12 protein-coding genes and 1 tRNA gene are annotated in these 13,195 nt (G+C 58.2%); 9 read left to right on the forward strand and 4 right to left on the reverse strand.

Going from position 1 to position 13,195, the window contains the following annotated elements; translation table 11 throughout:
- Nucleotides 1-130 precede the first annotated feature (130 nt).
- Together M0412_RS04305 and M0412_RS04310 are read right to left on the reverse strand one after the other, a co-directional pair.
- A complete protein-coding gene (locus tag M0412_RS04305; protein ID WP_269699713.1) occupies nt 131-376 on the reverse strand; it encodes a DUF982 domain-containing protein in 246 nt (81 codons plus the stop codon).
- A gap of 83 nt (nt 377-459) precedes the next feature.
- The gene (locus M0412_RS04310; protein ID WP_269699712.1) at nt 460-765 is read right to left on the reverse strand and encodes a hypothetical protein; all 306 of its coding nucleotides are present in this window, start codon (nt 763-765) and stop codon (nt 460-462) included.
- 719 nt (nt 766-1,484) lie between these two features.
- Here M0412_RS04310 and M0412_RS04315 point away from each other — a divergent pair.
- The 8 genes from M0412_RS04315 to exoR all read left to right on the forward strand — a co-directional run bounded on the left by M0412_RS04315 (nt 1,485) and on the right by exoR (nt 10,405).
- Nucleotides 1,485-1,637, forward strand: a complete 153-nt coding sequence (locus M0412_RS04315) for a DUF3309 family protein (protein WP_003495626.1) — start codon at nt 1,485-1,487, stop codon at nt 1,635-1,637.
- Between the two features lie 239 nt (nt 1,638-1,876).
- A tRNA-Cys gene (locus tag M0412_RS04320) sits at nt 1,877-1,950 on the forward strand.
- 244 nt (nt 1,951-2,194) lie between these two features.
- Nucleotides 2,195-2,866: a protein-L-isoaspartate O-methyltransferase gene (locus M0412_RS04325; RefSeq protein ID WP_269699711.1), complete on the forward strand. Its 672-nt coding sequence runs from the start codon at nt 2,195-2,197 to the stop codon at nt 2,864-2,866.
- Between the two features lie 410 nt (nt 2,867-3,276).
- Nucleotides 3,277-4,236 carry a cell division protein PopZ gene (gene popZ, locus M0412_RS04330; RefSeq protein ID WP_269699710.1) on the forward strand — a complete coding sequence of 320 codons (960 nt, stop codon included), beginning with the start codon at nt 3,277-3,279 and terminating at the stop codon, nt 4,234-4,236.
- A 222-nt stretch (nt 4,237-4,458) separates the two neighbouring features.
- Entirely contained in the window at nt 4,459-7,302 is a 2,844-nt protein-coding gene (locus M0412_RS04335) for a valine--tRNA ligase (protein ID WP_269699709.1), read from the forward strand.
- A gap of 454 nt (nt 7,303-7,756) precedes the next feature.
- Complete coding sequence (locus M0412_RS04340) at nt 7,757-9,046, forward strand: OmpP1/FadL family transporter (RefSeq protein WP_269699708.1); 1,290 nt, start codon at nt 7,757-7,759, stop codon at nt 9,044-9,046.
- 259 nt (nt 9,047-9,305) lie between these two features.
- Nucleotides 9,306-9,617, forward strand: a complete 312-nt coding sequence (locus tag M0412_RS04345; protein WP_237681367.1) for a hypothetical protein — start codon at nt 9,306-9,308, stop codon at nt 9,615-9,617.
- Nucleotides 9,611-10,405, forward strand: coding sequence for an exopolysaccharide production regulator ExoR (gene exoR / locus M0412_RS04350; protein ID WP_046798325.1), 795 nt, complete (start codon nt 9,611-9,613; stop codon nt 10,403-10,405). The genes M0412_RS04345 and exoR overlap by 7 nt, the downstream gene beginning before the upstream one ends.
- A gap of 44 nt (nt 10,406-10,449) precedes the next feature.
- Here the strand turns inward: exoR and xth are convergent, their stop codons facing one another.
- The gene (gene xth / locus M0412_RS04355) at nt 10,450-11,247 is read right to left on the reverse strand and encodes an exodeoxyribonuclease III (protein WP_142840020.1); all 798 of its coding nucleotides are present in this window, start codon (nt 11,245-11,247) and stop codon (nt 10,450-10,452) included.
- 97 nt (nt 11,248-11,344) lie between these two features.
- On the reverse strand, nt 11,345-11,677 hold the full coding sequence (erpA, locus tag M0412_RS04360; protein ID WP_046798327.1) for an iron-sulfur cluster insertion protein ErpA: 333 nt from the start codon (nt 11,675-11,677) through the stop codon (nt 11,345-11,347).
- A 226-nt stretch (nt 11,678-11,903) separates the two neighbouring features.
- Between erpA and M0412_RS04365 the strand changes: the two genes are divergently transcribed.
- Nucleotides 11,904-13,121 carry a deoxyguanosinetriphosphate triphosphohydrolase gene (locus M0412_RS04365; RefSeq protein WP_269699707.1) on the forward strand — a complete coding sequence of 406 codons (1,218 nt, stop codon included), beginning with the start codon at nt 11,904-11,906 and terminating at the stop codon, nt 13,119-13,121.
- The last annotated feature ends 74 nt before the right edge of the window (nt 13,122-13,195 follow it).

Here is a 13,195-nt window from a genome sequence, read left to right on the forward strand (position 1 = left end):
GAAAGATGAACAGGGCTTTTTTCATGTTTCCGGAAGCTTCCATCGGTTTTTATCCATCCAACCTGTTGTCTTGAAAATTCAGCGCCGCAGGGCACATCGCATCGTCCTGCGGCAGGCGAGCCAGTTCCCGTCAGGCCTTGAAATCGAGGCCCGCTTCGATGGCGGCGGCGAGGAAAGCCTTGCGCGCATCTTCCGGCTTTTTCCGACCGGCATCGACGGCGGCGCAGACGAGCAGCGCCTTGTCCAGCGCATCGCCATCTTCGATCGGCCAGTCTTCGATCAGCGCCCAGGAGGCTGCCTGCGTGGTTTCGATGCTCGTATATTCGCCCGGCGCTTCAAACGCGATCAGGACGGGTTTTTGCCAGCGCGTGTTCATCGCCTATCCGTATTGTTTGTCGTGCCCGGCTCTAACCGAAGCGGCCTGAATGCGCAATCCGTTTCGGCCCGGCTGTGGTGCGGTCAGTCGTCGCGTCCGAAAAGCCAGTCGCGAATGATGCGCCGGTCGATGAGTTCCAGCGAGCGGTCTGGCGCGATGCGGTAGGTTTCCACCGCCCTTGTGCTGCCATCGATACGGAATTCGTGGCTGAAGGTGCTGCCGATCGGCGATTTCGTCAGCTTGGTGCGCGGCTGGCCTCTATAGGTAATGCTGCCGGGGATCGGTGCGACATAGGGCGTCGGTCCAGTATAGGGGGGCGGTCCGACCGTGGTGCATCCCGCCAGCACCAGTGGGAGCGCGATAGTGGCCGATGATAGGAGCGTTTTCATCCTGTCCTCCGAAGTGCGTCTGCGAAAACGATATGGAGGCGCAGCGGTTCCCGGCGGGCAAGAAGATCAAGGATTATTCGTCCTGTCTATTTGCTTTTCGGATTCTGAATGTCGCGCGCGACCCAGCGGAAGAAAGCGTAGACGAGGAGGCCAAAGATGAAAAGCGGGATGAGGTTCGCAAAACCGGACATATGATTCTCGTTTCTCCCTCCCGGTCCGGGGTCTAGCCGGAGTGAAACCGGCAAGGCAAGAGAAGCGCCTGTCACCGCCAGTAAAATATCCGTGTGCCGCAAGGGGGGAGATTTGTTGCTGCCGGGGAGGGCGGGAGAGATCTGGCGCACTGCCAGTGATGCCAGATCTCTCTGTCTCCCGCCAGTTTCAGGGTACGGGGGACTTGTTATAGTATAACGAACAACCGCCAATGGACATAGGCCGAAAAATTACCACGAATAAATCGCTGCCATCGCCGGTCATCGAAGCCCCTGACGTTTGGCCTTGAGACCTGCGCCATTTCAATGCCTGCGGGCGAAGACGTTTATCCGGCAAATTATTTCAGCCAACGGAAGCAGACACGGGCTCATCGCAGATAGCGCTTTAACCCGTTGAAACGGCTACGATGCTTTTTGGGAAGCAGGCCGCAGCGCGGGAACTGAAGGGAACCTTTTTCATGCTGCGTCATTGAATCAGGCACAAGACATGCCAATAGCGGAGGGTTAAACATGCTCGGCACCATCCTCGTCATCCTGCTTATTCTGTTCCTGATCGGCGCGCTGCCCAGCTGGGGTTACCATAATTACGGTTATGGCCCGTCGGGCGGTCTCGGACTGGTTCTGGTTATCGTCCTGATCCTGGTTCTGCTTGGGCGGATTTGATCGACCACCCTTGGGACTGAGCCACCGCCCGCACTGCCGCAATTGCGGCGGATGCGGGCGTTGTTTCTTCTGGAATATGAGGAAGATACGAAAAAGCACGCAATCTTAACCCCTTAGACCGTGGGCGGCTGCATGGCGCCTATGAGGTCTGAAAAAACACCACATTCGGAACGAACCCTCTTGCGCCCAAAATGGATTCGTTCTAAATGCCCGCCATCGCTCGAATGAAGAGCGTGTGAGGCCTCGTGGCGGAGTGGTGACGCAGAGGACTGCAAATCCTTGTACCCCGGTTCAATTCCGGGCGAGGCCTCCAAAATTTCCACAAATAGCAAATGTTGTCTTGAGCATATCTCCCGCTTTACGGTGATTGACCGCCTTTGCTGTTTTAAAATATCTCCGTCATTTCGCTTTTTCCCGCACATCCCACTCACCACGCTTGAAAGCGCGCGCCTTGGCAATTATGAGATTATCCAAAGGTGAGGGGAAACCCGCGCCGTTTTGAGCTTTTGGAGCCGAGGCTTCCCGACCGGCATCCGTGAAATTGAGGCGATAAGGACATGATGGATTTCGAAACCGCGCGCGCCAATATGGTCGACAGCCAGCTGCGCACGACTGACGTGACTTCGCATTCGGTGCTGAAGGCGTTTTTGAGCGTGCCGCGCGAGGCTTTCGTGCCGGCGGGCGTGCGGCAGATTGCCTATGCGGATGAGGATATGCAGATCTGTCCGGCCCGTGACGGCCGCCCGGCGCGCTATGTCATGAAGGCTTCGCCGCTGGCGAAACTGCTGCAGCTTGCCGCCGTCTCCAAGGAAGATGTGGTGCTGGAAGTCGGCGGTGGTTCCGGTTACGCGGCAGCCATCCTTTCCCAGCTGGCCGGTTCGGTGGTGTCGCTTGAATGTGACGAAGCGCTGGCGGCGCAGGCAACCGAGACGCTGGCATCGCTCGGATATGACAATGTCGCTGTCGTGACCGGCGATCTTGAAAAGGGTTATGCAAGCGAAGCGCCCTATGATCTGGTTTTCGTCAACGGTTCCGTCGAGGAAGTGCCGGCGGCGCTGACCGACCAGCTGCGCGACGGCGGACGTCTGGTCGTTGTTGTCGGATATGGCAATGCCGCAAAGGCCACCGTCTATCGCCGTGATGGCAACAGCACATCGGCTGCAAGCTCTTTCAACGCCTCCATCAAGCCTCTGCCCGGTTTTGCCAAGGCGGCAGAATTCGTTTTCTGATCCATCGATATATTCGTTGCCGGTTACGCCGGGGTGGACCTTCCGCCCCGGCGTTTGTTTTTGCGGGGCCTGTATGCTGCGCCCCGCTTGTCCGCGGCGGTGCCTTGACAGCCTGTTCTCACAAAGCTGTGCATCACCGTGAAACTTGTCGAATCAGTGATTTAGTTCCTGACCATGCTGCCCTAGACTAAGGGTGATTCGGGGTGTGCGTATTTCTGCCCCGCATGACCCTGCGACAGGGACGGCAAAAACGCCCGGCGGTTTTGTCCGAACATGTTTCAGAACATCGGCGCGGCAGCCGGCTTCGGCTGTCACGGACGCGATGTAAGAATTGAACAGGTGCAAAGCGCCATGTCCGGTATCCGGAGGGATACGGCCTGCGCGCTCAAGAGTGGAAACCGGGGATTGATATGGCTCAGCCAAGCGTAGCGCGTGAACCGTCCATGGAAGAGATTCTGGCGTCGATACGCCGGATCATCGAGAGCAACGAGCCGGGACCTGCCGGTGCGTTTTCCGGACAGTTGCCGCCGGTCTATGACGATGAAGACGATGCTGCCGGTGAAGCGGCCTTCGTGACGGAGCCCGTCAGCCCGCCGGCCCGCGTTCCTCCCGCCGCAAACCAGGCCTATGGTGCGCGGCCTGCGCAGGATTATTCGCCGGCTTCCGAAAGGCCGATGCCGGAACAGCCGGAAATCTCCGCCGAGAAGACCATGTCGCTGGCCGACGTTGCAGCCCGTGTTCGCGCCGCCGCCGACCGTAACGCCGCGATGGGACCACAGGCATTTGCAGCGCAGGCGCAGCGTGGCGCTACAGAGCCCGCACCGGCTGCGCCCGCCGCATCTTCCCCGAGCGCAATACAGGCTGAACGTCCGGTGCCGCAGCGTCCGACGGATGTGCGGCCGCTGATGGCGGCAACCGCTGCCGCTGCCAGCGAACAGCCCGTGCCTTTTGCTACCGAGGATCGCGCCGCCGCCGCTGCCATCGAAAATGCGCCTTTTGCCGAGAACCCTTTTGAGCAGCTTGCGTTGCGTGGCGCGATCGAGACGCCGCTCCCCAAGGAGCATTTTGAAATCGAAGTGCACCAGCCGGCCGTCGAGATGCCGAAATTCGATCTGGCCGAGCCGGAGGTTGAAGCCGAGAGCGCTTTGTCGCTCAATCTCATTTCCGCTGCCGCCGGTGCCCAGATCGCCCGTTCCTTCAGCGAACTTGCTGATGTGTTCGATGGCGTCGAGCGCCGCTCGATCGAGGATCTGGCTGCCGAGATGCTGCGCCCGATGTTGCAGGACTGGCTGGAAGACAATCTGCCGACTTTGGTGGAGCGTCTCGTGCGCGAGGAAATCGAGCGCGTCGCACGCGGTTCGCGCCGTTAAGTTCTCTCTGGCCGCCTGTCTCAAATGCGCCAGGCCGTGACGAAACAGGGGCCGCTCCGCCATCGGGGCGGCTTTTTTGTTGAAGATGAAGGCGTTATCGGGGCATAGTCATATGCAGGGTCGCCCCATCGGCGGCTTAAGCAGGTCGGTTTCTGTTGACTCTCGACCATCCATCCTTATTTAAAAAAATCCACACAAGAACTCTAAAATTCAGGTCAGGAAATGCTCGAGAAGACCTACGATTCCGCAGCCGTCGAACCGAAGATCGCCAAAGCATGGGACGAGGCGAATGCTTTCCGTGCCGGCGCCAACGCCAAGCCGGGCGCGGAAACCTTCACCATCGTCATCCCGCCGCCGAATGTGACGGGCTCCCTGCATATGGGCCATGCGCTCAACAACACGCTGCAGGACATATTGGTCCGCTTCGAGCGCATGCGCGGCAAGGATGTGCTGTGGCAGCCGGGCATGGACCATGCCGGCATCGCCACCCAGATGGTTGTGGAGCGCAAGCTGATGGAACAGCAGCTTCCGGGCCGCCGCGACATGGGCCGTGAGGCCTTCGTGGAGAAGGTCTGGGAATGGAAGGCCGAATCCGGTGGCTTGATCTTCAACCAGCTGAAACGCCTCGGCGCATCCTGTGACTGGTCGCGCGAGCGCTTCACCATGGACGAGGGTCTCTCCGAGGCTGTCCTCGAAGTCTTCGTCACGCTCTACAAGCAGAACCTGATCTACAAGGACAAGCGTCTCGTCAACTGGGACCCCAAGCTGCAGACCGCGATTTCCGACATGGAAGTCGAGCAGATCGAGATGAAGGGCAATCTCTGGCACTTCCGTTATCCGCTGGAAAAGGGCGTGACCTACCAACATCCGGTCGCCTTCGACGAGGAGGGCAAGCCCACCGAGTTCGAAACCCGCGACTACATCGTCGTCGCCACGACCCGTCCCGAAACGATGCTCGGCGATACCGGTGTTGCGGTTAACCCGGAAGACGAGCGTTACAAGGGCATTGTCGGCAAGCATGTCATCCTGCCGATCGTCGGCCGCAAGATTCCGATCGTTGCCGATGACTATGCCGATCCGACGGCCGGCACCGGCGCAGTCAAGATCACGCCCGCGCATGATTTCAACGACTTCGAGGTCGGCAAGCGTTGTGGCCTGCGCGCCATCAACGTCATGAATATCGATGGCACCATCTCCATCAAGGAGAATGAGGATTTCCTCGAGGGCCTCAGCCATCCGGCCGCCCTGCATGGCGCATGGGATCGTCTGGAAGGACAGGACCGCTTCTTCGCGCGCAAGGTCATCGCCGAAATCTTCGAGGAAGCCGGTCTGCTCGACAAGATCGAGCCGCACAAGCACGTCGTGCCGCATGGCGACCGTGGCGGCGTGCCGATTGAGCCGCGTCTGACCGATCAATGGTGGGTGGACAACAAGACGCTGGCCCAGCCGGCGATTGCCTCGGTTCGTGAAGGCCGCACCAATTTCGTGCCGAAGAACTGGGAAAACACCTATTTCCAGTGGATGGAGAACATCCAGCCCTGGTGTATCTCGCGGCAATTGTGGTGGGGACACCAGATTCCCGCATGGTACGGCCCGGATGGGCAGGTCTTCGTCGAAAAGACCGAGGAAGAGGCGCTGCAGGCGGCCATCCAGCATTACATCGCCCATGAAGGCCCATGGAAGGCCTGGGTCGAGGAGAAGCTTGAGAACTTCAAGCCGGGCGAAATCCTGACCCGCGACGAAGACGTGCTCGACACCTGGTTCTCGTCGGCGCTCTGGCCGTTCTCGACGCTGGGCTGGCCGGAAGAGACGCCGGAACTGGCGCGTTATTACCCGACCAATGTGCTCGTCACCGGCTTTGACATCATCCCGTTCTGGGTGGTGCGCATGATGCAGATGGGCCTGCATTTCATGAAGGACGACGCCGGCAACCCGGTTGAGCCGTTCAGCACGGTCTATATTCACGCGCTGGTTCGCGACAAGAACGGCCAGAAGATGTCGAAGTCCAAGGGCAATGTCATCGATCCCTTGGAACTGATCGACGAATATGGCGCCGATGCGCTGCGTTTCACGCTCGCCATCATGGCGGCGCAGGGCCGCGACGTTAAGCTCGATCCCGCGCGTATCGCCGGTTATCGCAATTTCGGCACCAAGCTGTGGAACGCCACGCGTTTTGCCGAGATGAACGGTGTGAAGCGCGATCCGCACTTCCTGCCCGAAACCGCCTCGCTGACGATCAACCGCTGGATCCTGACCGAGCTTGCCAATACGGCGCGCGACGTGACGGCCTCGCTTGAGAATTTCCGTTTCAACGATGCCTCCGGCATTCTCTATCGTTTCGTCTGGAACCAGTTCTGCGACTGGTATCTGGAACTGCTGAAGCCGGTCTTCGGTGGTGAAGACGAAAAGGCGAAGACGGAATCGCAGGCCTGTGCGGCCTATGTTCTGGATGAGATCTACAAGCTGCTGCATCCCTTCATGCCGTTCATGACGGAAGAGCTGTGGGCGCATACGGCCGGCGAGGGCGAGGAGCGCGATGATCTGCTCTGCCTCACCGACTGGCCGGTGCCGGAATTCCGCGACGACGCTTCGGCTGCGGAAATCAACTGGCTGATCGATCTCGTATCGGGCATCCGCTCGACACGCGCCGAGATGAATGTGCCGCCGGGTGCGACTGCCTCGCTGGTGGTCGTCGGCGCCAACACTTCCACCGAAGCGCGGCTTGATCGCCACGCCGCCGCCATCCGGCGCTTAGCGCGGGCCGATGAAATCCGCGGCGGTGATGTTGCGCCGAAGGGTTCGGCCCAGATCATCATCGGTGAAGCCACGGTCTGCCTGCCGCTCGGCAACCTCGTCGATCTCTCAGCTGAGAAGGCTCGTCTTGAAAAGGCGATCGGCAAGGTGGATGCGGAAATGGAACGTATCGACAAGAAGCTCTCGAACGAAAAATTCGTGGCCAATGCCGATCCGGAGGTTGTGGCCACTGAACGCGAACGCAAGGCGGAACTCGAGGTGCAGCTGACAAGCCTGAAGACCGCCATGCAGCGGGTGAACGAGGCGGGATAACCCGCCCTTGCCGTTCCAACAGCAAAACGCCCCGTTAATGCGGGGCGTTTTTTTGCCTTTTGTCAGGTTTCATTTCTTTTCATTGCTGCGTTGCAGCGGCGAATCATTTCCGGGAAACAGTGCGATTATTTCATCGCGAAATTCGTCCGGACCATCCGGAAAAGCGGAAAAAAACCAATAAAAACGGTCTGATAAGCGGGTTTCTTCGGGAAAATGCGACTGTGGTTATTTGGCGACATTTCCTGTTGGCTTTGGCAATTTGTTTCGTTTCGTGTCAATTTTTCCGAACGGATTAGAAAAATAGCCTAAAATGATTATATAAGAGGGCAGACATAAAATTCTTACGTAAAAAAATCGCCGCATTTGTGCGACAGCCGGAAACTGCGACAGATTGTCATTTGCCCTTTGGCGTTTCACTCTATCCTCGATCACATTGCCTTGATTGGGGAGAGAGATGGCAAAAACTGCAATTTTTCGCGGCGCGGTATGTTTCGTAGCCAGCATCGCGGCGGTCACGCCTTCACTGGCCGGCGGCCTGGAGCGCGGCGGTTATAATATCGACCTGCTGTTCGATCCGTCCGATTATGTTCTCGATAGTTCGGCCACATTCGTTGCGCCGCAGCGCAAGGTCGAGAATGCACGGGACAATCCGCTGAAGAGCGGTCCCTTGCCTGCCTCGTGGTCTACCAGCGCGGACGACTCGGAGAACTTCTGGTCTACCCGTATCGGCGCCAAAGCAGCGATCGGCGATTTCGGCGACTGCATGTTCGATTATTCGCAGCCCTGGGGCGCGCATCTCAATCCCGGCATCTGGCAGGGATCGAGCTACAATATCGAAACCAAGGTCAAGTCGCACAATTATGCCACCACCTGCCGCGTGAAGTTCGATCTTGGCAAGGGTGACTTCTCGATCATCGGCGGTGGATTTTATCAGGAAATCAGCGGTTATAAATACCGTCAAGTGCTTGGACCGGCCGTTCTCGGCTTGAATCCCGCATGGTCCAGCTTCAGCGGTGTCGGCAAACTGGAGATGGAAGGTGATGGCTGGGGCTGGCGCGCTGGCGTGGCCTATGAAATTCCTGAAATCGCTTTCCGCACAAGCCTTGTTTACAACAGCTCTGTCGATCACGACCTGACTGGCTTTGCCGATGTGAGATCGATCCCGCAGACACCGCCGTCCATATCCCCAACGTTGGCGAAGTATGGCGGCAAGCTCGTGCCGGTCTATGGGTCTATTTCTATGCCCGACAGTATTGAGCTCAAATTCCAATCAGGCATTGCACCTGACTGGCTTGCCTTTGGTTCGGTAAAATGGACTGATTGGAGTCAGATTCAGGTCATTCCTTTCTGCGCTGCTGGCACGTCGCCGTGTGTTCCGAGCGGGACAGACACGTTGAACACGCTTGACCTGTATTATCGCGATGGCTGGACTATCTCTGGCGGCGTTGGCCATAAGTTTAACGAGCAATGGAGCGGCGCTGTCAGCGTGACTTGGGATCGCGGGACGTCCACGATTATCGGCACGCAGACCGACACCTGGACTCTCGGCACGCAGATCGTTTATTCGCCTAACAAGAATATCGAATTCAAGATTGCCGGTGCTCTTGGCCTTTTGACCTCGGGAAGCTCCTCGATCAACGGCGGACCCTGCGGGGCAGGCTTCACGTGCGGCAACGAGGCTGGCTATGACTTCGGCAACGATCTCGTGGCTGCCATTTCGACGGGCGTGAAGGTCAAGTTCTGACGCCATACTTCCATCGATGCTAAAATAAAGGTCCGGTTTACCAACCGGGCCTTTTTTCATGCCCGACTATGATTCCTTCTCGATAAAATCTTCCAGGCCGAAAGTTTTGTGACGATTTGGCAACACTTTTCTGCAAGCGTGGAGCCGCGTTGGAATGTGAGCATATCTGTCCATTTCCCGCCACAAACAGAGTGCTTGGCTTATGTTTATGGACGCGGAAATGAAAGAACATGCGGGCGTTTGATGTGGATCTCTGGAATTGCAGAAAGTGAAAACGGGTTTGGATTCAGGGTTTAAGCAAGTAATACGGGAATTTGGTCCGGCTTTCTTGTTTGGCGCTGACTGGCAGATGGTGAAACGCCGTTATATTGCCGGAAATTATGCCTATATCTGTTTCACTGAAAATTTGGAGCAATTACCGCAAGAGACCACCGGCGGTGCGCTGGGAAGTGCTGCCGGAAAGACGCAGTGTGTTCGAAAAATCGCGACCCGGCGGGGTTCGGCTTTGCAGTATTCCGCAAGTATTGGCTATATGCCGGGAAGAGTTATGAGAAGTTCGCCGAAATGCTGAAATGTGAAGCCAACGTTTTAAAGCCGCTCCTTATGGGCATGTTGCTTGCGTCGCTCGCAATGCCTGCCGCGGCTTTTGACATCAATGCGGGCGTGACCAAGGAATCCGGCCCCTTCGACCTGTTCAAGTTCGGCTTCAAGGCCTACAAGAACGGCAACAAGGGCGAAGCCGTCGAGGCCTATCGCTACGCGGCTGAAAAGGGCCATACCGGTTCGCGCTGGGCGCTTGCCAATATGTATGCCTTTGGCGATGGCGTCGCCAAGAACGATTTCGAAGCTTTCAAGATTTACAGCGAAATCGCCAGCCAGGGCGTCGAGCCGGGTTCCGAAGATACCGGCTTTTTCGTCAACGCGCTTCTTTCCCTTGCTGATTATTACCGGCACGGCATTCCCGGCAGCCCGGTGAAAATGGACCTTTCACAGGCCCGCCAGCTTTATTTCCAGGTGGCTTCCACCTTCGGTGTGGCTGAAGCGCAGTTCCGGCTGGCGGAAATGATCCTGGCCGGCGAGGGCGGCCGGGCGGATGTGCAGCAGGCCAAGAAGTGGCTCAACCAGGCGCGCAAGCACGGCCATGCCGGCGCCATGTCGATCTTCGGCAATCTGATCTTCCAGGAAGGCCAGACGGCGCAGGGGCTGGCTTTCATGACGGCGGCGCTGGACAAATGCACGGCGATAGACTGTACGTGGATCCAGAACCTGCAGGAGCAGGCTTTTTCGCTGGCTGGCGAAAATGATCGACGCGCGGCCATCGCGATGGCGCAGAACATGCAGATCGACGATTCCAATTGAGATGATACCAGTCGAGGCGATTTCGCCCGTCTGACGCGAGCCGGTCAGCCGACCGGCTGGAAATCGAAATAACCGCAGACCGGAACGTGGTCGGACGGTTTTTCCCAAGCCCGCACATGTTTTTCGATGTTGACGGATTGCAGCCTGTCGGCCGCCTCCGCCGAGAGCATCAGGTGATCGATGCGGATGCCGTTATTTTTCGGCCATGCACCGGCCTGATAATCCCAGAAGGAATATAGTCCTGCCTCATCGGTGGTTGCGCGGGCGGCATCGGTAAAGCCGAGATGCTCCAGCTTGCGGAATGCAACGCGTGTTTGCGGCAGGAACAAAGCATCGCCTTCCCACACGCGTGGGTCGTGGCAATCAAAGGGTTCGGGAATGACGTTGTAGTCACCCGCGAGAATGAGCGGTTCCTCGAGCGCAAGGCGATCTTCGGCAAAGCGCCGCAGCCGTTCCATCCAGGCGAGCTTGTAGGGATATTTGACCGGATCGTCAGGCGGATTGCCGTTTGGCAGGTAAAGCGAGCAGACGCGGATCGCGCCGCCATCGACAGAAAACACACCTTCGATGAAACGCGCCTGTTCATCGGCGTCATCGCCCGGCAGGCCGCGATTGATCTCGTCCGGTTTCATCTTCGACAGCAGGGCGACGCCGTTGAAACCCTTCTGGCCGTGGGTCTCGACGTGATAACCGAGCGCTTCCAGCTCAAGGCGGGGAAAGCCCTCGTCAACCGACTTTATTTCCTGAAGGCAGACGATATCAGGCGATGAATCCTTCAGCCACTGGCAGAGGTTTTCGATACGCGCCTTGACGCCATTGATGTTCCAGGTGGCAATCTTCATCGGAGTTTCCCTTTTGTGGGGGTACTTTTACCCGATGCAAAGGCGATTGCCACCGTTTTTGGAACGCGGTGGTGAGGATGTGGTGGATAGAATGGTGTCAGATCGAGAAGCTCGTCCCACAGCCGCAGCTTGCGACCGCATTGGGGTTCTTGATCTGGAAGGACTGGCCAAGCAGATTATCGACGAAGTCGATTTCGGAGCCGGCCATGTAGATGACCGACATGCTGTCGATCAGCACCTTGGCGTCGCCGCGGGCAATCACGATGTCGTCATCGGCGGGGTCTTCCGCGAGATCGAACTTGTAGGAGAAGCCCGAGCAGCCGCCGCCTTCCACCGAAACGCGCAATGCGTGCTTGCCCGCATCGGCTGCGACGATCTGGGCGATTCGCTTTGCTGCGGCTTCCGAAAGGGTAATGTCGCTGTTTTCCATGTCGTTCCTCCTGCCGGGGTCAAGAACCGGAGAGCAAAAATCTCGTTGTCACTATTATAAACCGGTCAAATTAACGGTCTATAGCCTGTGTGAAGGCGGTCTGCGCGGCGATGATGCTTTGCGCCGACCTCTGCGATAGGTATGAAGGGTGAATGAAAAGGTCAATGGCCGAGGCGAAAAGGACGTCATAGCCTAGGTCATGGCGGCGAAGACAACAGGTGGATGCATGATCATAGACCAGCGCGCATTGGGTTTCGGAAGCGGCGAGAGGGCGGTTTTCGCCTCGGATCCATGGACCACGCGCGGGCGTCTTTTCCCCGAAGAAGGCAGTCTGACGCGTTCCGAATTCCAGCGTGACCGGGACCGCATCGTCCACACCACAGCCTTTCGCCGCCTGAAGCACAAGACGCAGGTGTTCATCAGCCCGGACGGAGACCATTACCGCACCCGTCTTACCCATACGATCGAGGTGGCACAGATCGCCCGGGCGCTCGCCCGCGCGCTGAAGCTCGACGAGGATCTGGCGGAAGGCGTGGCGCTGGTGCATGATTTCGGCCACACGCCCTTCGGCCATACCGGCGAGGATGCGCTGGATGCGGTGCTGTTGCCCTATGGCGGTTTCGACCACAATGCCCAGTCGCTGCGCATCGTCACCAAGCTGGAGCGCCGTTACGCCGAATATGACGGCATCAACCTGACATGGGAAACGCTCGAAGGGCTGGTCAAGCACAATGGCCCGCTGGTGAATGCCAGCGGCGAGGGGGTCAAGGCGCCGGTTCCGCTGCCCATCCTCGAATATTGCGAGCTGCAGGATCTGGAGATTGGCAGCTATGCCAGCCTTGAGGCGCAGATGGCGGCGATTGCCGACGACATCGCCTATAATACCCATGATATAGATGACGGCCTGCGCGCCGGCTATCTCACTTTCGAGATGCTGGAGGAGGTGCCGTTCCTGAGCGACCTGATGGCCGAGGTACGCGGCAAATATCCCGTGCTCGACAAGGAGCGTTTTGCCAACGAGATCATGCGCCGGCAGATCACCCATATGGTGGAAGATGTGATCGGCGTGGCGCAGCAGAATCTTGCCCGCCTGAAACCGCAGAGTGCGGCCGATATCCGCGCCGCCGATTTCACCGTCGCGACATTTTCGCCCGAGATGGCCGAGACCGACCGGCAGATCAAGAAGCTGCTGTTCGGCCATATCTACCGTCATCCGGAAATCATGCGCATCCGGGCTGGCGCTACGCAGATCGTCACCGACCTTTTCCACCGTTATATGCAAACGCCGGCGGAGATGCAGAGCCACTACTGGGTGGACAGCATTTCCGGCATGAGCGAGACGGCGAAAGCCCGGCATGTGGGCGATTATCTGGCCGGCATGACCGACAGTTATGCACTGCGCGCTCACCAGCGGCTGTTTGACCGCACCCCCGATTTGCGATAGGGCAGCGGGCGATCGCGAAGCCGACCCGGTTATGATGGCCGGACTAAACAGAAGCCCTTCGCGCAGGTTGGAAC

Source organism: Agrobacterium sp. O3.4, from assembly GCF_041414895.1.
Lineage (GTDB): Bacteria > Pseudomonadota > Alphaproteobacteria > Rhizobiales > Rhizobiaceae > Agrobacterium > Agrobacterium cucumeris.